Source organism: Gemmatimonadota bacterium (assembly GCA_016704275.1).
Classification (GTDB): domain Bacteria; phylum Gemmatimonadota; class Gemmatimonadetes; order Gemmatimonadales; family GWC2-71-9; genus Palsa-1233.
In genome coordinates, this window is the sequence record JADJAK010000006.1 from 222,870 (window position 1) to 244,222 (window position 21,353).

Consider the following 21,353-nt stretch of genomic DNA (forward strand, 5'->3'; position numbering starts at 1 on the left):
GCCGGATCAGCGGCAGCGCTGACGGAGGACTTCGTAGAGCGCCACCGCCACGCTGGTGGACAGATTGAGCGACCGGACCAGTGGCGAGTGGATCGGCATGGCGAGGAAGCGGTCGGAATACCGGGCGTGCAGATCGGCGGGGAGCCCGCCGGTCTCGCGACCGAAGATGAGGACGGTGCCCCGCCCGTCTGCTGTCGCGAGTGGGGCGTCCCAGAACAATCGCGTGGACTTGGTCGAGAAGAACCACGGCTCGCCGAGCGCAGGAAGCTCCTTCGCAAAGCTGTCCCAGTCGGGCCAGACGCGGAGGTCGACGTGTTCCCAGTAGTCGAGCCCGGCGCGCTTCACCTCGCGTTCGTCGAGCGAGAAGCCGAGCGGTTCGATCAGGTGCAGCGTGGCGCCGGCGGCGAGGCAACTCCGCCCGGCGTTGCCGGTGTTCCAGTGGATCTCGGGATGCACCAGCACGACATGCAGCGGTGCCACCTCGGCCACGAGGCTATTTCCCGACGACGGCACGCGCGATCCGTCCCTGGATGGCGCGGAACGCCAACTGCTTGCCTCCGGCGATGTTCCAGCCATTGAAGACGACGACCATGTCGAGGTCGGGGAAGGCCACGGGAAACTGACCGCCGAAGCCCGAGCCGGCCCAGACGAACTTCGCCGGGTCGAGCGGGTCGGGGTGGAGCCACCACTTGAGGCCGTAGCGCGAGGCATTCGGCCCGGTGCCGGTCGCGACCGCCGGCGTGACGGACTGGCGCACCCAGTCGTCGGAGACGACGCGTTGCCCCTTCCACATCCCGCGCTGCAGGAAGAGCTGCCAGATGCGCGCGAGGTCGCTGGCCTCGAGGTAGAGGCCGCCCTCGGTGTCGGCGGTGCCCGACGGCGTGCGCTTCCAGAACCAGCGCGTGATGCCGAGCGGGAGGAAGAGGTGCGCGGGCGCCGTACTCCTCGATGTCCTTGCCCGTCGCCTGGCGGAAGATGTGCGCGAGCAGCGCGCTCTCGCCGCTGCTGTAGTTGAACTGTGTCCCGGGTTCGCGCATCATCGGCCGGTCGATCGTGAAGCGGACCCAGTCCGCACTCTCTTCGAGTGCGGTCGCGGTGTTGCGCGGGTCGGTGTAGGGGAGCGACTCGTTCCAGTCGAAGCCGCCGGTCATCGTCAGCAGGTGGCGCACCGTCATGCGCCGCTTGCGATCGTCGATGTTGGCGACCTTCGTCGTGTCGAAGAAGGAGAGCACCGGGGCATCGATGCTGGGGAAGTCGCCACGCATGACCGCGGTGCCGATGATCACGGACGACACCGTCTTGGTGACCGACTGCAACGTGTGGAGGTCGCCGCGCCGGTAATAGGGGTGCCACCACGTGTTGTAGTAGTTGTACGGACCGGTGAGGTCGTGGGCGTTGAGCCCGCCGGGCACCTTGGCCAACGCACCGTAGGCGGCGTCGTAGTCGACCGGGTAACTCTTGTCGTAGGCGACCTGCCCGTGGCGGATCACCAGCATCCGGTCGATGTAGCCGTAGCGCCCCGACCGGATCTCGGCGTCGATCGAGTCGAGCACGGCGGCGTTGAATCCGACCTTGGCTGGCGTGGTGCGCGGCCACTCGGTGCGCGCCGGCGCGGCCTGGGCGGTGAGCGGGGCGGACGGGCTGCCAGCCAGCAGCGCGGAAGCGAACAGCAGTCGCGTGGCGGTCAGTCGCACGAGCACTCCTCGGTGGGAATGAGAGGGGTTCACTTCGCGGCGTCGGTCGGGTTGCCGAGCTGCTGGTTGAGGGCGACGGCTTCGCGCACCAGGCGGCGCACGACGGTCGGGGTGATCGTCATCCCCTGGCGCAGCTCGAGGGTCGCCATCTCGTACTTGCCGCCGGGCTTCAGGCGTGGTTCGACCTCGGCGAGTCGTTGCCCGCGCCAGAAGCCGAAGAGCACCCGTTCCTCCTCGGCGCGGATGAGCAGCACCGGGCCGTTGGCGAGGTAAACGATGTGACCCCACTTGATCACTTCCTCCAGCGGGGCAGCCTTCCGCACGGTGGTGCGCAGTGACTCGACCAGCGTGCGTCGCCAGCCGCGCAAGGCGGTGACGTAGGCGTCGGGGTTGGCGGCGGGTACCACCTTCTTCATCGCCATCAGGCGGCTCGCGGAGGGGGGTCAGGCAGAAGCTACCACCACGGCCGAGGGGGGAGGGGGGCGCGTCCGGGGCCCGCGGCCCCCCCCCCCGCGAGCGCGCCCAGCGTGCCCCCCACGGCGTTGATGCCGGCCACCCCCCCGCGGGGCGCGGCCGCGGGCGGGGGGCGGGGCGCGGCCCCCCCGGGCGCGGGGCGGGGGGGGGGGGGGGGGGGGGGGGGGGGGGGGGCCGGCGGGCCGGGGGGCCGGGGGGGCGGGGGGGGGGGGGGCGGGGGGGGGGGGGGGGGGGGGGGGGGGGGGGGGGGGGGGGGGGGGGGGGCCCCCCCCGCCCGGGGGGGGGGGGGGGGGGGGGGGGGGGCGGCGGTGGGGGGGGGGGGGGGGGGGGGGGGGGGGGCGGGGGGGGGGGGGGGGGGGGGGGGGGGGGGGGGGGGCCGGCGGGGCGCCGCGGCCGGGCGGGGCGGGGACGCACCCCAGGCGCGAGGTTGCCCTCACCTTCCCGGGGGCGTACCCTTTTCGACGCAGTCCACCCCCACCATCGGAAGCCGCCATGCGTCGTGCCGCTCTCACCATTGTCAGCGCCTTGCTCCTCGCCGCGCCGTCGCTGCCGGCGCAGCAACCCACCTTCCCGACCAACGACGCGGTGCTCAAGCGGATCTGGGCCGTCGGCATGGACAGCTCGAAGCTCGAGCCGCTCGCCGTCGCGCTCTTCGACTCGATCGGCCCGCGCCTCACTGGCAGCCCCGGCATGCGGGCCGCCAGCGACTGGGCGATCGCCCAGTACAAGTCGTGGGGGATCGACGCCAAGCAGGATGTCTACGGCACCTGGCGTGGCTGGCGGCGTGGCGTGTCGCACATCGACCTCATTGCGCCGCGGGTGCGCTCGCTCGAAGGCACCATGCTGGCGTGGAGCCCCGGGACCGGCGTGAAGCCGGTGCGGGCCGAGGTGATCACGCTGCCGAAGTTTGCGGACAGCATGGAGTTCGTGAAGTGGCTGCCGAAGGCGCGCGGCAAGATCGTGATGCTCTCGCCGGCGTGGCCGACCTGCCGCCCGTCGGAGGACTGGCTCCGCTTCGGGACGGTGGCGTCGAAGGCACGCCTCGACACGATGGTCTCCGCAATGCAGGCCGACTGGGCGCCCAGCGCCGACAGCAGCAAGCTCTACCGCGGCACCGGCAAGTCGATGGGCCTCGGCACCGGCACGCTCGGCATGCGGCTCGAGCAGGCCGGCGTCGTCGGGATGGTGACGTCGCGCAACAAGCTGAGCGGCTTTGGGCTTCCGCAGCAAGGTCGTGGTGGCGCGGGTGGTCGCGGCGGCGCGGGTGGCGGTGCCGGTGCACCGGTGGGCGCTGACGGCAGCATGCGCGGCGGCGGCGGGGCGGCCTCGTTGAGTGCCGGCATTCCGCCGGCGCTCGGCTCGGGTGGCTGGGGGTCGATCGAGATCTTCGAGACCTACAACAAGGTCGCGCCGGCTGTGACGCTCTCCTGTGAAGACTACGCGATGGTCTGGCGGCTCGCCGAACGCGGCATGAAGCCACGGCTGCGGATCAACGCCGACGCGACGCTGCTTGGCGAAGTGCCGGCGTTCAACACCATCGCGACGATTCGCGGGACCGAGAAGCCGGATGAGTATGTCATCCTCTCGGCGCACTTCGATTCGTGGGATGGCTCGTCCGGCGCGACCGACAACGGCACCGGCACGCTGATGTCGATGGAAGCGATGCGCATCCTGAAGAAGGTCTACCCGAACCCGAAGCGGACGATCATCGTCGGCCACTGGTCAAGCGAAGAGCAGGGCTTGAATGGCTCGCGCGCCTTCGCGAAGGACCACCCCGAAGTGATGAAGGGGCTGCAGGCCCTCTTCAATCAGGACAACGGCACCGGGCGCGTCACCGGGCTCTCGGCGGCGGGCGTGACCAACATCGGGCCGCACCTGAAGGAGTGGTACAGCAAGCTGCCGTCCTTCTTCACCGACAGCATGAGCCAGAACGCCGTCTCGTGGAGCTTCCGCGACGTGCCGACCGGGAATCCGGGCGGGACCGACGGCGCGGTCTTCGCCTGCTACGGCACGCCGTCGATCGGGATGAGTGCGGTGGGGTGGAACTACGGCGCCTACACCTGGCACACCAACCGCGACACCTACGACAAGGTCGTGTTCGACGACCTCAAGCACAACGCGACGCTCGCGGCGATGATGGCGTACCTGGCGTCCGAAGATCCGACCTTCATCGATCGCACCAAGTCGCCGGGCGCGTGGCCGGCCGACTGGCCCGCCAACTGCGGCGATGCCCCGCGGAAGACGAAGCCGCGGTACTAGGTGCGAGGCGTCTGGCGCACTCGGTTCCACAGCGCCTGGGGCTCGACCGGAACACGCTGGTGATCTCACGTCGGCGGGGTTGGGGACCCAGGGGCGATGTGTCGGAATCACCGCCGCCGCGGCCACTGAGTTCAGCCCGCCTCGTTGTACGATTGCCTGATCCACTCACGCACGACGGCATCCACCTCGGCAGGCGAGCTGACCCGAGTGGTGAACTTGCACATGCTGTTGGGCGGCATCTCCTTCAGTCGCGCATCGCCTGAGAGTGCCTTGCCCCCGAAGCCAAGCTCCACCGCCGTGGCCGTCTTGGGACCCACCATCAAGAACTGCTTCTTCCGTCGGTAGGAGATGTAGTCCTTCTTGGGGGCGGCTTCGTAGTCGCCAAGGGTGGCGAGGTGGGCAAGCACCGCATCGTGAATCGGGCGGAGCGCCTCCTTTTTCCCTGCGTAGATCGCATCGAGCACGTCGTCGGCGGATTGGCCCGCGGCGGCTGCGGCACTCGCCCCATCGCTCTTGAGGGCGAGGTGCACCACGGTGTTGGCCTGACCATGCCCGAGGCCGAACTGCTCCATCAGCATCGTGCGCAATTCGGTGTGCTTGGTCAGCTTGGACTTGGTGACCACCGCGGCGAGTTGAGCGAACGTCTTGCCGGTCTGCTTCTCGATGTTGGCGATCATCGTGGCCATCGCCTTCGCTTCGTCAGCCATCGCGCGACTCCTCCAGGGGCCAGTGGGTGCTCAAGCATTTCGCGGGGGTGGTAAAGGCGAGCAGACCGAAGACGCCGAAGAGGATGCGCGTTCCGAGGGCGGGCCTGCCGTTCTCGATGATCTCCTTGAGCGTCTTGACGATGAAGTCCCCACCGCGCGTCATGTCCTTCGCCGTCTTCGTGCCGATCGGAACGTCTTCCGAGATCAGGGTGAACTCGACGCCGTCCGGCACCTCGCGCAACTCGTACGTCACTTTGCAATACGGATCGTCGTGCGCGGTGAACTTCATCGTGTGCGAGAAGCGGTACGGCGGGGACACCTCGAGAATCTCTCCGACCACCGACGTGTACTTGGCGTCCGGCGTCCGCATCTGCACCGGGGAGCCGGGGGTCAGCGCTCGATAGCGCATCTGCGCGCCGAAGACGGCAAGCTGCGGCGTGTCCGTCTTGGTGATCTCACGCCACACGTCCTCGATGCGCCCGCGAATCACGACCTTCGAGACCAGTCGCACGGTGTTCGTCGTGGTGCCCGTCATCCGTTCCCTCCGAGGAGTGGTGGTGTTCAACCGCGTACTTCACGTCGGCCATCTTGCTCGCCCAGAAGCCACCGTACTCGGTGGTCCAGCGATCGTGGATGAGCTGAATCGGCACCGGGTTGTGGTACAGCTGCCGAGTGCGCCCCTGCTTGAGCGACACGACGAGGCCGCTCGCCTCGAGCTGGCGCAGGTGGTGCATCACGGCGATCCGCCCCACGTCGAAATGCTCGGCCACCTCGCCGACCAGCATCCCAGGCGACGCCCGCAGCAGATCCAGGATCCGGCGCCGGGTCGGGTGACCCAGGGCGTCGAAGACCTCGGACATGTCGTCGAGCGCGGAGGGCGGGCAAGGCGGCGGGGTCGGCATATGTCAAAAAATATTAACATATAGCGGCGGCCGCGCAAGAGGCCCCCCGAGGGGGGCCGTGCGCAGTCCCTGGGATCGGGGAGTCCGGCTACTTCTTCCGCGTGAGTGTCATCTCGAAGATCGGGACCCAGCTCTTTCCGTCGTCCCGGGAGACGGCGCCGGTTTCCACCCAGCGTCCCTGGGCATCGAAGTGCATCTCGTACTTGATGAGCCCGGCGCGCGGGTCCCGCATCGACCAGGTGTAGCCGTCGGCGCGGAGCGTGAATTCCGGATCGACGTAGTTGCCACCCTGCATGGAGTGGGCACGCATCCTCGGGGTCACGTGGTCGTGATCGAGGTAGATGACGGCGAAGGCATCGAAGGTGACCTGCTCCGCGCCGTTGGGCATCTTCTCGTAGCCACGCCCGCGGACGGCGAAGGCCGTCCCGCCGGCAACGGCTTCCACGCGCTCGGTATGGCGGAGCACGTGCTTGGCCCCGGGTCCCATGACGGCGGTGGCTTCCCCTTCCCATTCTCCCACCAGCTTGGTGAAGAAGGCAAGCGGAGGCGGCGTGCCGGGCGAGGGCGCCTGGGCAACCAGGATCAGCGGGGCGAACATCAGGGTGGCAGATAGCAGTAGACGACGCATGACCGGACACTCCGAGGGTTGAAGGACGGCGGGGAAGATGGCCGTCGTCAGGGAGCGCGTCTTGAGGAAATCGGTCACCGCTCCCCGCGGAGGGTCCGGTTGACCTGGTCGTGTTCCGTCTGGGCGATCCGTTCGCCGAGCTCCTCCGGGCGGAGGCCGATCAATGCCCGAACGTCATGGTGGAGGTGGGGCTGATCGGCATACCCGGCCAGCGCGGCAATCCGGCCCCAACGTTCCTCGCCATCGATCACGTGCCAGGCGGCGGCCAGCAGCCGGCGGATCCGCGCAAACTGCTTCGGGGTCAGGGCAGTGGCCGCACGAAAGCGGCGCAGCAGGGTCCGCGCCGAGCACCCCACCTGTCGAGCAATTTCGGCGATCGCCTCCTCACCATCTGACGCCACCATGGCGTCGACGGCGGAGCTGACCATTGGATCGGGCGGAACGAGGTGTGACGACTCGCTGCGCCAGAACTCGTCGAATGCCTGCGCCGTGTCATCGAGCGTGGTGCTGGCCATGGCGCGTGGAGAGAGCGCCGCGTGCAACTGCGCGCCCCGGAGGCCCCCGTGTGCGAGCGCAGGCCGCGAGGCGTTGAAGAGTGAGGCGGCCGACACCTGAAGCAACGCGCTCGTGGCACCAGGGCGCAGGCGTACCCCGACGAATCGTGCCCCGGGAATCACCGGGACCCCCAATGGTTCGAGCCAGGGGCCGGTATAGAAGAGCGTCCCGGCGAAGGGGCCACCGATCGGGATCAGGAGGGAAGTGCAGCCGTCCGGGGGGACATGATGGATCGGTGGCGCACCCTCGCGTGCACTGAACTCCCAGTAGCTTGCGATCCACGGTGCGAGCGAGGGATGCGGCAGGCGCTCGGCGTAGCGCAACGCGGCGGGCATCAGTCCGGCCGCTCGGGGTCGACCGCGATGTCAAAGTGGAGCACTTCCTCGCGAGACCCGAGCCGGGTGTACAGGGCGATCGCCGGTTCATCCTCGGGCTGCGTGTCGGCCTGGACGAAGATCACCCACGCGCCGCGCCGCGCGGCGATCCCCTGCAGCGCCGTGATCAACGCGGTGGCGACTCCCTGCCGTCGATGCGTGGTCGCGACGGCGAGGTCGTAGAGATAGATCTCGCTGCGCGCCTGCTCGAACTTCCGGAGTTCGTAGGCCGCAATGCCGCCCACGACGGCGTCGCCATCCAGCGCCGCGAGGGCAATGAAGGAGTCGCCGCCGAGCAGTCCGCGGAGATAGTCGGGGCTGGGGCGCGCGGCCGTGTAGGTCTCGAGCTCGTCAAAGGCCTCGCCGAACATCGTCAGCAGGCCATCCATCAGCGGCAGGTCGTCTGGGCCCAGCTGGTGAATCACGAAGGCCATGGCACGCCTCAGCCCGCGGCGGCGCGCACCACCCGCACCGTCACTGAAAGTTGCCCCACATGGCGCATCGCATGCTCGGCGCCGTGGACCAGGCAGCCAATCACCGTGGAGGGGAGCTGCGCGCGGCCGACCGCACGAAAATCACCGAGCGTCTCGGCCGGGACGCTCCGCAATTGCGCCATCGCCGAGTCCACCTGATCCGAAAGGGCTGTCAGCACCGCGGGCACGTCGCCAAGGGAGAGGGGACTGCCCTCGGCCCTCAGGGCGGTGAACTGTGTCTCGGTGAGGCTCTCGCCGCGTGCATAGGTGAAGAGCCGGTCGATCACGCCGCTCATGTGCCGGACGTGAAAGGCAGCAGAGGCGATCCCGGCCGGCCGCGCATTCCACTCCGCTTCAGTCAGTGACGCCACCAGCTCCCCGACGCTCTCGCGTACCTGCAACAGGATGTGCGCCACCGGCTGCAGCACATCCGGGACGTCAGCGATCGGACCGCGTTGCCACCACTCCGTGTCGGCCATGGGACCTCAGTGTCGTTGATGCACCGAATGGGTGGCGACGGTCAGGTTGCCGTCTCGGTGTGAATGGATGATGGGAAAGCTACCGCTCCTGTCGTATACTGTCAGGATCCTCCACGATTTCGATGGCACCATCCCCGACCCGAGGTCTGCGCATGGTAGGCTCCTTCCGTGTCGGCACCTGCATGGCCCTGCTGCTGGCGTCCTGTACCCCGCAGACCACGCCGCAACCGTCGGCGGCGACCCCACCCAATGTCCTCTTCATCGCCATCGATGACCTCCGTCCGAGCCTCGGCGCCTACGGTGACCCGGTCGTCAAGACGCCGAACATCGATCGGCTGGCGCGCTCGGGGGCCGTCTTCCTCGAGGCGCACGCGCAGGAAGCGGTCTGCAATCCCTCGCGCGCCAGCCTCCTGACGGGGCTGCGCCCCGACTCGCTGCGCGTCTGGGACCTCGAGACCGACTTCCGCCGCACTACACCCGATGTCGTCACCCTGCCGCAGTACTTCATCCGCAACGGCTACACCGCGGTCAGCGTCGGCAAGATCTATCACAACCTGATCCCTGACTCGCTCTCCTGGAGCGAGCCGGAGCACAAGGTGGCGGGCTTTCCCTACGATCCCGACGCGGTCTACCATGGGCACGACAATGTGTCCATTCAGGAGATCCGGAAGGCGGCCCTGATCCGTGCCGGGCGTCAGGCGACGGCCATCGACCAGTTCGGGCAGTGGTACCTGAAGGCGAATGCCACCGAGGAGGAGGACCTCCCCGACAGCGTCTATTACGACGGCGCTCAGACCGACTATGCGGTGCGCCGGTTGGCGGCGCTCCGCGACGCCGGCCAACCATTCTTCTTCGCCGTTGGCTACTACCGACCGCACCTCCCGTTCAACGCCCCGAAGCGGTACTGGGATCTCTACAAGCGCGACGCCTTGCCACTCGCACCCAACCAGATGGTGCCGGCCGGCGCGCCGGGCATGGCCGTCAACACGAATCGCGAACTCCGCGGCTATGCCGACTTCGCCAACGCGAAGGACGCCGTCGACGGCACGCTCGATCCGGCCGATGTGCGCCGCCTCACGCATGGCTACTACGCCTCGATCAGCTACATCGACGCGCAGGTCGGTCGGTTGCTGGACCAACTCGATTCGCTGGGCCTTACCAGGAACACCATCGTGGTGCTCTGGGGCGACAACGGCTTCAAGCTCGGAGAGCACAACAGTTGGGCCAAGATGACCAACTACACTATCGACACCCACGTGCCGTTGATCATCCGCGCGCCCGGCCAGATTCGCCCCGGACTCCGCTTGTCACAGCCGGTGGAACTCGTCGACATCTACCCGACCCTGGCCGCGCTCGCGGGGTTGCCCGTGCCGTCGCAGCTGCAAGGCGCCAGCGCCGTGCCCCTGCTGGCGAATCCCCAGCGGCCCTGGAAGGGCGCCGTGTTCAGCCAGTACCTCCGCAACGGGATCTGGGTGGCGAAGGACAGCATTCCCTACATGGGCTACTCGATGCTCACCGCGGACTGGCACTACGTCGCGTGGATGAACTGGACGACTCGCCAATACGTGGCGTGGGAGTTGTACGATCGTCGTGCCGACCCGATGGAAAACGTGAATCTGGCCAGCCGACCGGAGCGCGCCGCGTTGCTGGCCCGGCTCGAGACCGAGCGATTGGCCGGCTGGCGCGCGGCGATGCCCGCGAAGTGACCATTCCATGCCCTCGAGGGTGACCATGTCCCACCGCATGCTGTCGTCGGTCGCGCTCACGCTGGCCGTTGCCATGCCGCACCCCGCCACGGCACAGACGGCGACGCGCGATCCGCTCACCATCGAGCGCATCTTCACGAAGCGGGAGTTCGCGACCGCACCGGCGGGGTGGCAGCCATGGCTGGACGACGTGCGCGGCTCGACGCGCCTCGAACCGTCCCGGCAGGCGAGCGGTTTGGTCGACCTGGTCGCAACCACGGCTGCCGGGGTCCGAACCACGCTCGTGGCGGCCACTGAGCTCGTGCCCCTCGGCGGAAGCCGACCACTCCGGATCGTCTCATACGCGCTCTCGGCGGGCCACTCGCGTCTCCTCTTCAGCGCGACCGGCGCCCCCGCCTCGGGAAGCGAGGCGACCTGGTGGGTGATGGATCTGGGGTCGCGGCAGCTCACGCAGGTGGGCGCGTCGGGGCTGCCCGGCCGCGTCGTGGCGCCACAGCTCTCGCCGGACGGGAGCCACGTGGCGTATGCCTCGGACCACAACCTCTATGTCGAGGCGGTGGCGACGTCGATTCGGCGCCAGCTGACGCAGGACGGCTCGCCGACTCGCATCAACGGCGACTCGCCACGCCCGTTCGCGGCGGTCAACAACACGAAGGGTTTCCGCTGGAGTCCGGATGGCTCGCGACTCGCCTACGTCCAGTTCGACATGGTGGGCGTGCGGAGCGTCCTGATGGTCAACAACGTCGACTTCCTCTACCCGCAGGTCGATTCCTTCCAGCACGTGAAGCCGGGCGCCACACTACCGGCGAGTCGGGTGGGGGTGGTGTCGATCGACGGCGGGGCAACATCGTGGGTCGAGCTGCCGGGTGACCCTCGGATGAACTACCTCACGACGGTCGAGTGGGCGGCCAGTGCGTCGGAGCTGGTCGTCCAGCAATTCGATCGGCACCAGAACCGCATGACGGTCTTCCTGATGACGCTGCCGACGGGCAGCCCCAGGGCGATCCTGACCGAGACCGACCCAGCCTTCCTCGATCCGGTCAGCATCCAGTGGATCGGCGGCGGTCGCCACTTTCTCTGGATGACGGAACGCGACGGCTGGCGCCACGTCTACCGTCACGATCGCGATGGCAGCCAGCCGCTGCTGGTGACCCGCGGGAACTTCGATGTCGCCTCGATCGAACGGATCGACGAGGCTGGTGGCTGGTTGTACTATCTGGCGTCCCCGGACAACGCGATCTACCGCTACCTCTATCGGACGCGGCTGGACGGGAGCGGCATGCCGGAACGCGTCACGCCGACCGGCGCGCCGGGCACGCACAGCTACAGCATCTCGCCATCGGGGCAGTGGGCATTCCACAGCTATTCGCGGTTCGATACGCCGCCGGTGTCCGAGGTGGTCGCCCTCCCCACGCACCGCGTCGTGCGCACCGTGCAGGACAACGCGGCACTCCGGGCCCGACTCGACGCTGTCGCGCGCGCGCCCTACGAGTTTCTCAAGGTCGACATCGGCAACGGCGTGCGTCTCGACGCCTGGTGCATCAAGCCGCCGGACTTCGATCCGTCGAAGCAGTACCCGGTGATCTTCCACGAGTACAGCATGCCCGGCGGCCAGTTCGTCACCGACAGCTGGAAGGGTGACAACTATCTCTTCTACCTCATGCTGGCCCAGCGCGGCTTCGTGGTCATGGCCGTCGACTCACGCGGCACGCCGTCGTTGTACGGGCGGGCATGGCGCAAGATCATCTACCAGAACCACGGCATCCTTCCCTCGGACGACATCGCGGCGGCCGCCAAGGTGCTCCTCGCCGAGCGGCCCTACCTCGATGCCAAACGCGTCGGCGCCTACGGCTGGAGCGGTGGCGGGTTGATCAGCATGCTCCTGCTGCTCCGCCATGGCGACGTCTTCAAGGCGGCAGTCCCCGGCGCCTTCATCAGCGATCATCGCTATTACGAGGCCGGCTTCACCGAGCGCTATCTCGGCCTGCCGCAGGAATCGCCCGCGGCCTACGACAAGGCGGCCGCGCTGCGGTACGCGAAGAACCTCACCGGGGACTTGCTGATCCTGCACGGGACGGCGGACGACAACGTGCACTACCAGAACATGGAACTGATGGTCGATGCGCTCATCGCCACAGGCAAGCACTTCGCCGTGGTGCCCTATCCCAATCGTTCCCATGGGATGGCCGAGGGGATCAACACCAAGGCGCACCAGCACGACACGCTGCTCTGGTTCTTCACCGAGCATTTCCGCCCTGGTGGAGGGGCGTCACCCGACCTCAGGTGATGCATGTCTGGCGACCTGTGACTGGGTCTGTTTGGCGAGGTACATCGCCGCATCCGCACGCTTCAGCAGGAGATCCGCGCTCTTCCCGTCCTCCGGATAGATCGCGATGCCGATGCTCGCGCCGACGCTGAGGCGCAGGTCATCGAGGGCGATCGGCTCCCCGATGCTGGTGGCGAGCGCAGCGGCGAGGTCCAGGACCGAGGCGTCGCCCTTGACCTCGAGCAGGAGGAGCAGGAACTCGTCGCCGCCACGCCGACCCACGCTGTCCCCACCGCGCACGAAGGCGGTCAGGCGCTCCGCGGTCTCCTGCAGGACCCGGTCGCCGATGTCGTGCCCGTGCGTGTCATTGATGTGCTTGAACCGGTCGAGATCGAGGAACATGACGGCGAGGCGCCACTCGTGGCGGCGAGCCTGTTCGAGCGCCAGTTCGAGTCGGTCAGCAAAGAGCGTGGCGTTCGGCAGGTTGGTGAGTGCATCGTGCAGGGCACGATGCCGGGAGGCCGCCTCCGCCGATTGGCTCCGCAGCAAGTCCGATTGCATTTCGAGGACATGGCCCTCGAGCGCCTCGCGTTCGTCGACTTCAGCGGCGAGTGCGGTGGTGACTTCCACGAGCTCGGCGGCGGCCTCCTGGACCTTCTGCTCGACCGCCTCGCTCTTCTCGATGGTGCGCTGGACCTGCGCGGTCGGCGCGCCGGCGGTGATGTCCTTCTGGAGCGTCGTGTTGACGGCCGCAAGCTCGTGCGCCGCTTCCTCCACCTTTACGGTGACCTTCTCGCTCTGGTCGAGGGCCGCGTGCAAGGCGGGCGTGGCGGCGGCCGGGTCCTCAGGCCTGGAGGGCGACATGGTGGGTGCTCCTGACTGGGGACGCCCGTTCCACGCATGCCGACGGGACGACGGAAGAAGCAATCGTCGAGGGGGGCATACAATTTCGCCAACGGAGATCAGCCCGAGGAGCGAGTCAGTCTCGTCCTCCATCGTCGGATGGAGTGCCAGTGGACATCGTCACGCGTGCCTCGGTGCAGCAGGGTATGATGCGCTTCCCTGCACAACGAGGCACCATGTCATTCGGACTCTACTTCGCCGGTGCGCTGATCGTGATCGGCGGCGTGGCTTGGGGCATGATCAGGGCCGGGCTCCCGACGGTCTGGGTCATCATCGCCGCCGTGATCATGCTGGGTGTCGGTATCCTGAGCGGCGTGAGTCACACGCGGTCGCGCGACTTGCCGAAGGATCCCTCCTGAACGCGCCGAGCTGCGTGCGCTGAACGGCAGTCAGCGCACCGCCTCGCGCAGCAACACCATGAGCTCGGTCTCGGCCCGCAGTCGGTCATCCTCGATCCACTCCGCCCGCACCTTCGCCCCCGCCGCCACGAGCGCGCGTACGATCTGCCGATACGGCTCGGCATCGGGCCGGCTTTCCTTGAGCCAGGCATGGAGCGCCCACACCAGCGGCGGTGTGCCGAAATGGGCATCGGGAAGGTCAAGTGGTGCAGCGTGCGCGATCAGCAGTTCGACCAGCGGCGCGTCGCCTTGATAGGCGGCCACATGCAGGGCCGTTTGCCCTCCTTCAGGCCGTCGCACCGCCGGATCAACGCCGAGCTCCAGCAGGAGCGCGATCACGTCCCGGCGACCATACCATGCCGCCATCGCCATCATCTCGCCGCGATCGGCGAGGGAGACGGTCTTCGGGGGCTCGAACGCCTGCCGCAGCAGGTCGAGCCGACCGATGCCGGCCGCGTCGGTCGCGGTGACACGCGCGCCACGCTCGGCCAGGTGTGCCGCTGCCTCGGGGCAGCCATTCATCAGGCAGTAGCGCACGATGCCTGCGTCCAGCCGTGCGCCGCGCGCCAGCAGGAGATCGGCAAGAGCGTTCTGGACCCCGGCCGCGCGCGGGTGCGAGCTCGTCACGACGAGCGCAAGCGTCGTGGCGCCGCCGCCATAGACATCGGCCTCGGCATCGATCACGGCGCCGGCATCGAGCAGGCGCGTGGTGATCGCCTCGATGTTGGCGGGCGTGCGCTGGCGATAACTCTCCACGCCGTTCGCGGAGGCGTAGTGGAGCAGTGTGCTCCGATGCTCGCGGCTGGAGCGTGCACGCGCCAGCGACGGCTCGGCCCGGAGCAGGCGGTCCAGTGTGGCGAGATCGCCTTGCACGATCGCGTCGGCGGCCTGTTCGAAGGTGGCGACCGACGAATCACTGCTGCGCAGCGCCTCGACGTACTGCCCCAGCTTGGGCCAGCTGTCGAAGCCGTGCGCGCGGGCGATCACGAACTGCGCCTGTGCGATGGTGGCGTCGTTCGGGCGGAGCCGCTCGCGGACGAAATGCATCAGCTGCTGCCCGCGGCGTTCGACGTCGGCAGGGCTCAGCCGGCTGCCGTCGGGCTGGAGTCGCACCAGATCGGCGATCCATCGGGTGACCCAGCGCTGCATGGCGGGGTCGCCGTCGCGACACGCCGCGACGAGTTCCTTGGCGCGCGTGCGGTACTGGTCGAGGTCGGGGCGTGGCGGGAGGGGAAGCGCGTCCTGCGGATTGGGATACATACGAATCTCCTTTCGGGGCGCCTGGAGTCCGCACTGATCAGGCTGAAAGAAGGTTCGTCGATTTTTTGGCGACTGCGGTGGGTGGGCACGGCCCTTTACGCGGACTGAATGCGCCCCAGACGCACTTCAGTGTAGCTCCGAAATTTCCATGGCACAATGTCGTGGGCCATGGCAGGCCGTCAGGAGGCGGTCTCGCGAACCTGCAGCACATTGCCTTCCGGGTCGTGGCCGTCGCATGCCCGAAATCCCCGCGCCACCCATTCGTGCTCGGCCGAGCGAATCGCTCCACCCAGCGCCGCGGCCACCTCGCGGGCGTGCAGGATGCTCACGACCGGCAGGCAGAGCTTCCAGTACGAGTCCTCACGCACCGCGACAGTGGTCGGTGTGGCGTGGTCGTCGCCCCCGTAGGCCGGAAGCGCGTGGATCACCACCTCGAGTCCGTCGATCGCCAGCACGGCATGGCTCGGCTCCTGGTGCAGGACGGTCATCTGCGCGAGCTCGGCGTAGAATGCCGTCATCCGCGGAACGTCATCGACGAACAGCACGACACTCGGGTTCGGGGGTGTCATGGTGCTACACCCCGAACTGCCGAAGGTGATGGTCGGTGTGCAGCCACGCCCAACGCATCCAGTTGGCCCGCGACATCGGTCCGAGCACCGGATGGCGGTCCACCAGCGCCTCGGGTGTGGCGGCCGCGAGGGCCCGGAGCAGCGAGACGGCTCGCTCGAGGTCGGTGGTGAAGTTGACGGGGTCGACGGCGGCCCCTGCCGGGTCGGCACCGGCCTTGATGCCGCGCGGCATCTGCCGGAGCACATGGAGCAGCAGGAACTTGCGGAGCGGGGAGGGTTTGCCGCGCGCCCTCGACGCGAACGGGCGCAGCTTGAGGACGGCCTCGGAGGCGTCCCCGAGGTGGCGCGCCATCTGTTGCCCGTTCATCGTGCCCCACGCCGCCGCGTGCGCGGGAGTCAGGCGTTCGAGGCGCGCGACCAGCTCGTCGCGCACGGCGTCATCCGCGAGGTTCTTCATCAGGGACCCGGGTCAGGAGGGGAAGAGGGTGCGGGAGCTCACCAGAAGCCGTCGTCGTCCCGCGCCTTCACGGCGCGCACACGGGCCTTGGCGATCTTGCGGATCAGCGCCTCGGGCAGCGGTTCGGTGTACGGGATCTGGAGCAGCCCCTTCGTGGTGCGGTGCTTCGCCATTTCCTTCCGGAACGGCTCCAGGCCCGCCTCCATCAACGTGAAGCTGCAGTGCGCCTTGTGCCCCGAGAAGGCAAAAAGAAACCGGGGCTCGACGAAGAACGGCGTGCCCCACTTGATCGCTTCCTCGGCGTCGGGCGCGATCTCCTTCAGGATCGCGTAGAGGCGGCGCAGGTGCGGCTGTCCCGCGGCAGGCGCCGCGGCAATGTACTCGGCGATCGTGGTCGGGTGCCGCTTCGCCATGAGATCGACTCAGTCCTTCGCCGAGGCGACGTTGAAGGCCACCGCAGCGCGGATGAGCGCGGTGAACGCCTTGGCGTTCACCGCCTCGCCTTCGTGAATGTCGATCGCGCGGCGCACGTTCCCGTCGAGGCTCGAGTTGAAGAGGCCGCTCGGATCCTTGAGCGATGCCCCCTTCGCGAAGGTCAGCTTGACGGCCTTCTTGTAGCTCTCGCCGGTGCAGATCAGGCCAGTGTGCGACCAGACCGGCCCGCCCCACTTCCACTCCTCGATGATGTCCGGATCGGCGGCAAGGATCAGCGCGCGAACCTTCGCGAGGGTCTCGCCCCGCCAGTCACCGAGTTCGGCAATCCGTCCGTCGATCAGCGCGGACGGTGAGCCGGTAGAGCTCGAGGCACCCTTCTTCATCGGCGATTCTCCCAGGGGTTTCTCATTCACCCGCTTCAGTGCACTCCGCTAACGCCCACCGCCGCGCTCCTCGACCAGTCGCATCGACTCGCGACTCACAAAGATCCGTGCGTGGTACTGCTCGCCCCAGCCGAGCGGCGTGACGCCGCGAACTTCGTGGATCGGCCCACCGCCGTGCCCTTCCTCGAGTTGCGCGCGGATCGACGCACGGACGTTCGGGTCGGCACCACGATCGAGCAGCAGCCGGGTGAATCGCGCCTCGTCGGGCTGCCCGCTGCCGTAGTTGACCCAGAAGTTGCGCTGGGAGACCACGGTTGAAAAGAGGGACGTGTAGCCGCCAAAGCCGTCGGCATCGATGGCCGCAGGGACATTCGGGTCCATGCCGCGGTCGAGCAGCCACTCGCCGATTTCCACGTCGTCGAAGTATGCCGCAATGTGCAGGAGCGTGGCGCCCTCGAGCGGTGTTCCCTGGGCGGTGTACGGACCTGCTGCGCAGGCCGGCGCCATCGGAAAGATCGCCGCCTTCGGGAAGGTGCGCGTGAGCAGTTGCGGGTCGCGCAGCAGGTGGGCCTCGAGCAGGTCGAGCCGACCGCGATGAAATGCCATGATCGGCGTGTCGGACGGCTCGAAGCCGTGCTCGACATACAGCTCCAGGATGCGGTGCTTCGCCGCCGAGTTCCGGCTGTCGGTGCCGAGCAGGTGCTCCATGACGTTGGGCTCGACACCGTTGGGGCCATCGGCGCGCACGCCGAGCGAGAAGAGCACCGCCGTCCCCGGGACGTTCAGCGTATACGCGGGGCCGGCGAGCGAGTCGTGCTTGACCGGCGGCCGCCCCGCCAGGTCGTAGATCATCTGCACCGTGCCGGGATGGCCCTGCAGGGCGGCCCGACCGGCGGCATTCTCCAGGTCGCGAGCACCACGGGCATGCAGTTGGCGGATCAGCTCGTCGCGACCAAGGTTCGCCGCGTAGCTCATCGGCGGCCCCCAGTTGCTGTCGGGGCGGAGCAGCACCGTCTCATGAAGCAGGGCCGGATTCGCATCGACGAGCGACAGCACCTTGGTGCGGTCATCGCGCCAGATCCCATCGACCAGCTCCACGGCGACGACCAACCTTGGCCAGCTCGACGCGCGATAACTCTTCGCGAGGACGCGCTGCGCCTCGGCGAGTTTCGCCGCCGCGGGATCGGCTGGTTCGGGGTGGAGTTCGCGCCATTCGGCGATCGCCGCGGCGTCACCGGCGTGGATCGCCTTGAGGAATTCCTTGGCCTGGCGATGCAGCTGGTCGAGATCGGGGCGGACGGGAAGATCACGGGCGGGCATGACGAACCTCCTTGGTGTGCCCGTGGTCCGCTGGCGCCGGGCGAAGGAGGGTCATGGGTACGTCCCGGGTACTGCTCGGCACGCTGCTCAGGTGGACTCGGTCCTGTCCGCGGACGGGAGGCGCCCTGCGCGCCTGCCTCGAAATTACTGCTCGTGCCGTGCAGCCGACAGGGAGGGGTGCGTTCGTTTCATGTGTGCGACGTGGCTACCTATCTCGGCCGCTGGGCCGTAGGATTCCCCGTTGCTGCACGCATTTCTCCCCTGGGACCAGGTCGACATGCCCCTCCTGAGTACCTACGAGCTGACCAAACGGTACCCCGGTGGGGTGACGGCGCTCGACAATCTGACGCTCGACCTCGAGCCCGGTGTCATCGGGCTGGTCGGTGCCAACGGCGCCGGCAAGAGCACCTTCCTCAAGATCATGCTCGGCCTCCTCCCGCCCACCAGCGGGTCGCTGACCGTGCTCGGCATCGACGCCACCACCCGTGGCACCGAGCTGCGTCAGTACCTCGGCTACATCCCCGAGTTCGACTGCCTGCCGGCCGATCGCACCGCGACCGATCTGGTGACGCACCTCGCCCGGGTCTCCGGGCTGCCGGCCACGGCCGCGCGCGAGCGTGCCGCCGAGATGCTCCGGCACGTGGGTCTCTACGACGAACGGTATCGGCCGATTGGTGGCTACTCGACGGGGATGAAGCAGCGCGTCAAGCTGGCGCAGGCGCTGGTACACGATCCGAAACTCTTGCTGCTCGACGAGCCCACCAATGGGCTCGATCCGGCCGGCCGCACCGACATGCTCGACCTGATCAAGCGCACCGGGCGCGAGTTCGGCATCAGCGTGATCGTGGCGACCCACCTGCTCGGCGAGGTCGAGGAGGTCTGCGACTTCCTGGTGGCGATCGACGGCGGCCGCCTGCTGCGCGCCGCGCCGCTCAAGGAGTTCGTGCAGGAGACCGAGTTGCTCGTGGTGGAAATTGTTGGCGATGCCGATGCCTTCATGGCGATGCTGGTCGCCCGAGGGCTGCCCGCCCGCATGGGGGCGGGCGGGGCGATCGCGATTCAGGTGGGGTCGGACTCGCCGTTCGACATCGTGCGCGATGTCGCCGCCGAGATGGGGGTCGGGCTGTTGCGCGTGGCCCGCCGGCGCGACCGCCTCGAGGATCTCTTTCACGTCGACGATGCGGTGATCGCCGGAGGGATGCATGGCTGAACCAGCCACTCCACGCACCGGCGTCATCTACGACATCGGCTACCAGCACTACGACGGTCCGCGCCTCGGCCGCGCCGGCGCCGTGCGGGCGCTCTACGTCGAGGGGATCCGGTCGATCTTCGGCATCGGCCGCGGCGGCAAGGCCAAGATTCCGCCGGTGGTGCTCATCGCGATGATGGTGATTCCCGCGCTGATCCAGAGCGCGGTCACCGGCCTCGCGGGCAACATGATCCAGCTCTTTGCCCACGCCACCTACTTCCGCACCACGGTGTGGCTCTTCGGCCTCTTCTGCGCCTTCCAGACGCCGGAGCTGATCACCAGCGACTCGCAGAGCCGCGTGCTGGCGCTCTACTTCTCTCGCGCGGTCCGCCGGTCGGACTATGTGCTGGCCCGTGTCGCCGCCCTGGCCACGTCGCTCTTCGTCGTCGCCTTGCTGCCGCACATCGTGCTGCTCGCGGGCACCTGGATGTCGGCCGAAGATGTCGCCGCGGCAATGCGGACCTCGTTGCCGACCATCCCGCGGATCCTCGCCGGCGCCTTCGCGATCGCGATCCTGCTCTCCACGGTCTCGATCACCATCGCGGCGGTGCTCAAGCGGCGTCCCTTCGCCACCGCCGCCATCCTCGCCTTCTTCCTGCTCGCCAGCGGATTCGTCACCCCGCTCATCATGCAGCGGCCCGACAAGATGCGCTACCTCGCGCTGACGTCGCCGATGATCGTCGGTGATGGCGTGACGACGTGGATCTTCGACACCACCTCGGTCAAGCAGAAGGCCGACTCGATCGCGGCGCTCGACGCGGCGGACGCCAAGGCCCGGCCGCCGAAGAATGCAGCCGACAGCAATGCACAGCTCCGCCGCCGTTTTCGCCGCCGCAACCGCACGGTGCTGCAGGCCGCGAACCTGCCAGGGACGACCTACCTGGGCACGATGGTGGGCTTCATCGCGATTGCCGGCGTGGTGCTCACGCTGCGCTACCGGAGCATCGAGACGTGACCGTCGAACTCGCGCACGTCTCGAAGTGGTATGGCAACATTGTCGCGGTGAACGATGTCTCCTTCACGCTCACCCCAGGCATCACCGGACTGCTCGGCCCGAATGGCGCGGGGAAGTCGACGATCCTCCACATGCTGGTCGGGCTGCTGCGACCCTCGAGCGGCACCGTCACTGTCAATGGTGTGCCGTCGTGGCAGCATCCGGAGATCTACCGCACCCTCGGCTTCGTCCCCGAAAGCGAGTCGGTGTACAGCTTCCTGACCGGCTATGAGTTGGTGCGCCTCAACGCCCGGTTGCAGCAACTGCCCGATGCCGAGGCCGCGGTCAAGCGCGCCATCGACCTCGTGGAGATGACCGCGGCGCAGGGCCGGCCGGTGGCGACCTATTCCAAGGGGATGCGGCAGCGCATCAAGATCGCCGCGATGCTGGTCCACTCCCCCACGGTGCTGCTGCTCGACGAGCCCTTCAACGGGATGGACCCGAAGCAGCGGCTGCAGATGATGGCGGTGCTGCGCCGGCTCGCCGACGCCGGCAGCACCATCCTCGTCTCGTCGCACATCCTGGAAGAAGTCGATCGCCTCGCGGATACCGTGCTGGTGATCATCGGCGGGCGGCTCGCCGCCTCCGGAACCAGCCGGGTCATTCGGCAGTTGATGACCGACCGGCCGCATACCTTCACGGTGCGGACCAGCGACGACCGATTGCTGGCATCGAGCCTCATTCGGCAGGATGTCACGGCGAGTGTCGAGGTGACGCCCGCCGGGCTGAGCATCCGGACGTCGGACTTGGGTGCCTTCACGAGAGCGTTGCCCAGACTGGCCCGTGAGTCGAACGTCTCGATTCTCGAGGTGCATCCGGCCGACGAATCGCTCGAGAGCGTCTTCTCCTACCTGGTGCAGGGGTAACC

The 21,353-nt window shown here is 68.1% G+C and carries 24 protein-coding genes and 2 pseudogenes; 9 read left to right on the forward strand and 17 right to left on the reverse strand.

What is annotated here, in order from left to right; translation table 11 throughout:
- Positions 1-6 precede the first annotated feature (6 nt).
- Together IPG05_13740 and IPG05_13745 are read right to left on the reverse strand one after the other, a co-directional pair.
- The gene (locus IPG05_13740; GenBank protein ID MBK6496139.1) at positions 7-576 is read right to left on the reverse strand and encodes a tRNA (cytidine(34)-2'-O)-methyltransferase; all 570 of its coding nucleotides are present in this window, start codon (positions 574-576) and stop codon (positions 7-9) included.
- Positions 494-994, reverse strand: a pseudogene (locus tag IPG05_13745) (serine hydrolase). Before IPG05_13745 ends, IPG05_13740 begins: the two are co-directional and overlap by 83 nt.
- Positions 995-1,173: 179 nt before the next feature.
- Here IPG05_13745 and IPG05_13750 point away from each other — a divergent pair.
- A complete protein-coding gene (locus IPG05_13750; protein MBK6496140.1) occupies positions 1,174-1,341 on the forward strand; it encodes a hypothetical protein in 168 nt (55 codons plus the stop codon).
- A 382-nt stretch (positions 1,342-1,723) separates the two neighbouring features.
- On the opposite strand, the gene IPG05_13755 is transcribed toward IPG05_13750, so the two are convergent.
- Entirely contained in the window at positions 1,724-2,110 is a 387-nt protein-coding gene (locus IPG05_13755; GenBank protein ID MBK6496141.1) for a DUF1801 domain-containing protein, read from the reverse strand.
- 233 nt (positions 2,111-2,343) lie between these two features.
- Between IPG05_13755 and IPG05_13760 the strand changes: the two are divergent.
- Both IPG05_13760 and IPG05_13765 read left to right on the forward strand, forming a co-directional pair.
- Positions 2,344-2,562: pseudogene (locus tag IPG05_13760) on the forward strand (hypothetical protein).
- A gap of 908 nt (positions 2,563-3,470) precedes the next feature.
- Positions 3,471-4,427 carry a M20/M25/M40 family metallo-hydrolase gene (locus IPG05_13765; protein MBK6496142.1) on the forward strand — a complete coding sequence of 319 codons (957 nt, stop codon included), beginning with the start codon at positions 3,471-3,473 and terminating at the stop codon, positions 4,425-4,427.
- Positions 4,428-4,558: 131 nt separating this feature from the next.
- Here IPG05_13765 and IPG05_13770 read toward each other — a convergent pair whose 3' ends face one another.
- The 7 genes from IPG05_13770 to IPG05_13800 form a co-directional block, all read right to left on the reverse strand.
- Positions 4,559-5,134 (reverse strand): DUF4287 domain-containing protein, encoded by a 576-nt coding sequence (locus IPG05_13770; GenBank protein MBK6496143.1) that lies wholly within the window; start codon positions 5,132-5,134, stop codon positions 4,559-4,561.
- Positions 5,127-5,669: an SRPBCC domain-containing protein gene (locus tag IPG05_13775; GenBank protein MBK6496144.1), complete on the reverse strand. Its 543-nt coding sequence runs from the start codon at positions 5,667-5,669 to the stop codon at positions 5,127-5,129. The genes IPG05_13770 and IPG05_13775 overlap by 8 nt, the downstream gene beginning before the upstream one ends.
- Complete coding sequence (locus IPG05_13780) at positions 5,590-6,036, reverse strand: helix-turn-helix transcriptional regulator (protein ID MBK6496145.1); 447 nt, start codon at positions 6,034-6,036, stop codon at positions 5,590-5,592. The genes IPG05_13775 and IPG05_13780 overlap by 80 nt, the downstream gene beginning before the upstream one ends.
- A gap of 88 nt (positions 6,037-6,124) precedes the next feature.
- Positions 6,125-6,664: a DUF1579 family protein gene (locus tag IPG05_13785; protein MBK6496146.1), complete on the reverse strand. Its 540-nt coding sequence runs from the start codon at positions 6,662-6,664 to the stop codon at positions 6,125-6,127.
- 74 nt (positions 6,665-6,738) lie between these two features.
- Entirely contained in the window at positions 6,739-7,554 is an 816-nt protein-coding gene (locus IPG05_13790) for a helix-turn-helix transcriptional regulator (protein ID MBK6496147.1), read from the reverse strand.
- On the reverse strand, positions 7,554-8,027 hold the full coding sequence (gene aac(3)-I, locus IPG05_13795) for an AAC(3)-I family aminoglycoside N-acetyltransferase (GenBank protein ID MBK6496148.1): 474 nt from the start codon (positions 8,025-8,027) through the stop codon (positions 7,554-7,556). Before aac(3)-I ends, IPG05_13790 begins: the two co-directional genes overlap by 1 nt.
- Before the next feature lie 8 nt (positions 8,028-8,035).
- Positions 8,036-8,545, reverse strand: a complete 510-nt coding sequence (locus IPG05_13800; protein MBK6496149.1) for a DinB family protein — start codon at positions 8,543-8,545, stop codon at positions 8,036-8,038.
- A 182-nt stretch (positions 8,546-8,727) separates the two neighbouring features.
- On the opposite strand from IPG05_13800, the gene IPG05_13805 reads away from it, so the two are divergent.
- Both IPG05_13805 and IPG05_13810 read left to right on the forward strand, forming a co-directional pair.
- On the forward strand, positions 8,728-10,251 hold the full coding sequence (locus IPG05_13805) for a sulfatase (GenBank protein ID MBK6496150.1): 1,524 nt from the start codon (positions 8,728-8,730) through the stop codon (positions 10,249-10,251).
- 25 nt (positions 10,252-10,276) lie between these two features.
- Positions 10,277-12,538 carry a DPP IV N-terminal domain-containing protein gene (locus IPG05_13810; GenBank protein ID MBK6496151.1) on the forward strand — a complete coding sequence of 754 codons (2,262 nt, stop codon included), beginning with the start codon at positions 10,277-10,279 and terminating at the stop codon, positions 12,536-12,538.
- Here IPG05_13810 and IPG05_13815 read toward each other — a convergent pair.
- Positions 12,521-13,381: a GGDEF domain-containing protein gene (locus IPG05_13815; GenBank protein MBK6496152.1), complete on the reverse strand. Its 861-nt coding sequence runs from the start codon at positions 13,379-13,381 to the stop codon at positions 12,521-12,523. The genes IPG05_13810 and IPG05_13815 overlap by 18 nt on opposite strands.
- A gap of 215 nt (positions 13,382-13,596) precedes the next feature.
- Here IPG05_13815 and IPG05_13820 point away from each other — a divergent pair, with 215 nt between their 5' ends.
- Entirely contained in the window at positions 13,597-13,779 is a 183-nt protein-coding gene (locus IPG05_13820; GenBank protein ID MBK6496153.1) for a hypothetical protein, read from the forward strand.
- Positions 13,780-13,809: 30 nt separating this feature from the next.
- Here IPG05_13820 and IPG05_13825 read toward each other — a convergent pair whose 3' ends face one another.
- The 6 genes from IPG05_13825 to IPG05_13850 all read right to left on the reverse strand — a co-directional run bounded on the left by IPG05_13825 (position 13,810) and on the right by IPG05_13850 (position 18,242).
- Positions 13,810-15,078, reverse strand: coding sequence for an ankyrin repeat domain-containing protein (locus IPG05_13825; protein MBK6496154.1), 1,269 nt, complete (start codon positions 15,076-15,078; stop codon positions 13,810-13,812).
- A gap of 179 nt (positions 15,079-15,257) precedes the next feature.
- A complete protein-coding gene (locus IPG05_13830) occupies positions 15,258-15,647 on the reverse strand; it encodes a hypothetical protein (GenBank protein ID MBK6496155.1) in 390 nt (129 codons plus the stop codon).
- A gap of 4 nt (positions 15,648-15,651) precedes the next feature.
- Entirely contained in the window at positions 15,652-16,104 is a 453-nt protein-coding gene (locus IPG05_13835; protein MBK6496156.1) for a DUF1569 domain-containing protein, read from the reverse strand.
- A gap of 38 nt (positions 16,105-16,142) precedes the next feature.
- Positions 16,143-16,517: a DUF1801 domain-containing protein gene (locus IPG05_13840; protein MBK6496157.1), complete on the reverse strand. Its 375-nt coding sequence runs from the start codon at positions 16,515-16,517 to the stop codon at positions 16,143-16,145.
- A gap of 9 nt (positions 16,518-16,526) precedes the next feature.
- On the reverse strand, positions 16,527-16,922 hold the full coding sequence (locus IPG05_13845; protein MBK6496158.1) for a DUF1801 domain-containing protein: 396 nt from the start codon (positions 16,920-16,922) through the stop codon (positions 16,527-16,529).
- A 48-nt stretch (positions 16,923-16,970) separates the two neighbouring features.
- Entirely contained in the window at positions 16,971-18,242 is a 1,272-nt protein-coding gene (locus IPG05_13850) for an ankyrin repeat domain-containing protein (GenBank protein ID MBK6496159.1), read from the reverse strand.
- A 277-nt stretch (positions 18,243-18,519) separates the two neighbouring features.
- Here IPG05_13850 and IPG05_13855 point away from each other — a divergent pair, with 277 nt between their 5' ends.
- The 3 genes from IPG05_13855 to IPG05_13865 are packed head-to-tail and all read left to right on the forward strand — an operon-like array spanning position 18,520 to position 21,351.
- The gene (locus IPG05_13855; protein MBK6496160.1) at positions 18,520-19,452 is read left to right on the forward strand and encodes an ABC transporter ATP-binding protein; all 933 of its coding nucleotides are present in this window, start codon (positions 18,520-18,522) and stop codon (positions 19,450-19,452) included.
- The gene (locus IPG05_13860; protein MBK6496161.1) at positions 19,445-20,446 is read left to right on the forward strand and encodes a hypothetical protein; all 1,002 of its coding nucleotides are present in this window, start codon (positions 19,445-19,447) and stop codon (positions 20,444-20,446) included. The genes IPG05_13855 and IPG05_13860 overlap by 8 nt, the downstream gene beginning before the upstream one ends.
- On the forward strand, positions 20,443-21,351 hold the full coding sequence (locus tag IPG05_13865; protein ID MBK6496162.1) for an ABC transporter ATP-binding protein: 909 nt from the start codon (positions 20,443-20,445) through the stop codon (positions 21,349-21,351). Before IPG05_13860 ends, IPG05_13865 begins: the two co-directional genes overlap by 4 nt.
- Positions 21,352-21,353 lie beyond the last annotated feature (2 nt).

Excerpts from the sequence above, each read along its gene's own strand:
- IPG05_13740 (MBK6496139.1), bottom strand. The coding sequence starts at position 576 with ATGGCTGGAACATCGCCGGAGGCAAGCAGTTGGCGTTCCGCGCCATCC.
- IPG05_13750 (MBK6496140.1), top strand. The coding sequence starts at position 1,174 with ATGCGCCGCTTGCGATCGTCGATGTTGGCGACCTTCGTCGTGTCGAAG.
- IPG05_13755 (MBK6496141.1), bottom strand. The coding sequence starts at position 2,110 with ATGAAGAAGGTGGTACCCGCCGCCAACCCCGACGCCTACGTCACCGCC.
- IPG05_13765 (MBK6496142.1), top strand. The coding sequence starts at position 3,471 with ATGCGCGGCGGCGGCGGGGCGGCCTCGTTGAGTGCCGGCATTCCGCCG.
- IPG05_13770 (MBK6496143.1), bottom strand. The coding sequence starts at position 5,134 with ATGGCTGACGAAGCGAAGGCGATGGCCACGATGATCGCCAACATCGAG.
- IPG05_13775 (MBK6496144.1), bottom strand. The coding sequence starts at position 5,669 with ATGACGGGCACCACGACGAACACCGTGCGACTGGTCTCGAAGGTCGTG.
- IPG05_13780 (MBK6496145.1), bottom strand. The coding sequence starts at position 6,036 with ATGCCGACCCCGCCGCCTTGCCCGCCCTCCGCGCTCGACGACATGTCC.
- IPG05_13785 (MBK6496146.1), bottom strand. The coding sequence starts at position 6,664 with ATGCGTCGTCTACTGCTATCTGCCACCCTGATGTTCGCCCCGCTGATC.
- IPG05_13790 (MBK6496147.1), bottom strand. The coding sequence starts at position 7,554 with ATGCCCGCCGCGTTGCGCTACGCCGAGCGCCTGCCGCATCCCTCGCTC.
- IPG05_13800 (MBK6496149.1), bottom strand. The coding sequence starts at position 8,545 with ATGGCCGACACGGAGTGGTGGCAACGCGGTCCGATCGCTGACGTCCCG.
- IPG05_13805 (MBK6496150.1), top strand. The coding sequence starts at position 8,728 with ATGGCCCTGCTGCTGGCGTCCTGTACCCCGCAGACCACGCCGCAACCG.
- IPG05_13810 (MBK6496151.1), top strand. The coding sequence starts at position 10,277 with ATGTCCCACCGCATGCTGTCGTCGGTCGCGCTCACGCTGGCCGTTGCC.
- IPG05_13815 (MBK6496152.1), bottom strand. The coding sequence starts at position 13,381 with ATGTCGCCCTCCAGGCCTGAGGACCCGGCCGCCGCCACGCCCGCCTTG.
- IPG05_13820 (MBK6496153.1), top strand. The coding sequence starts at position 13,597 with ATGTCATTCGGACTCTACTTCGCCGGTGCGCTGATCGTGATCGGCGGC.
- IPG05_13825 (MBK6496154.1), bottom strand. The coding sequence starts at position 15,078 with ATGTATCCCAATCCGCAGGACGCGCTTCCCCTCCCGCCACGCCCCGAC.
- IPG05_13830 (MBK6496155.1), bottom strand. The coding sequence starts at position 15,647 with ATGACACCCCCGAACCCGAGTGTCGTGCTGTTCGTCGATGACGTTCCG.
- IPG05_13835 (MBK6496156.1), bottom strand. The coding sequence starts at position 16,104 with ATGAAGAACCTCGCGGATGACGCCGTGCGCGACGAGCTGGTCGCGCGC.
- IPG05_13840 (MBK6496157.1), bottom strand. The coding sequence starts at position 16,517 with ATGGCGAAGCGGCACCCGACCACGATCGCCGAGTACATTGCCGCGGCG.
- IPG05_13845 (MBK6496158.1), bottom strand. The coding sequence starts at position 16,922 with ATGAAGAAGGGTGCCTCGAGCTCTACCGGCTCACCGTCCGCGCTGATC.
- IPG05_13850 (MBK6496159.1), bottom strand. The coding sequence starts at position 18,242 with ATGCCCGCCCGTGATCTTCCCGTCCGCCCCGATCTCGACCAGCTGCAT.
- IPG05_13855 (MBK6496160.1), top strand. The coding sequence starts at position 18,520 with ATGCCCCTCCTGAGTACCTACGAGCTGACCAAACGGTACCCCGGTGGG.
- IPG05_13860 (MBK6496161.1), top strand. The coding sequence starts at position 19,445 with ATGGCTGAACCAGCCACTCCACGCACCGGCGTCATCTACGACATCGGC.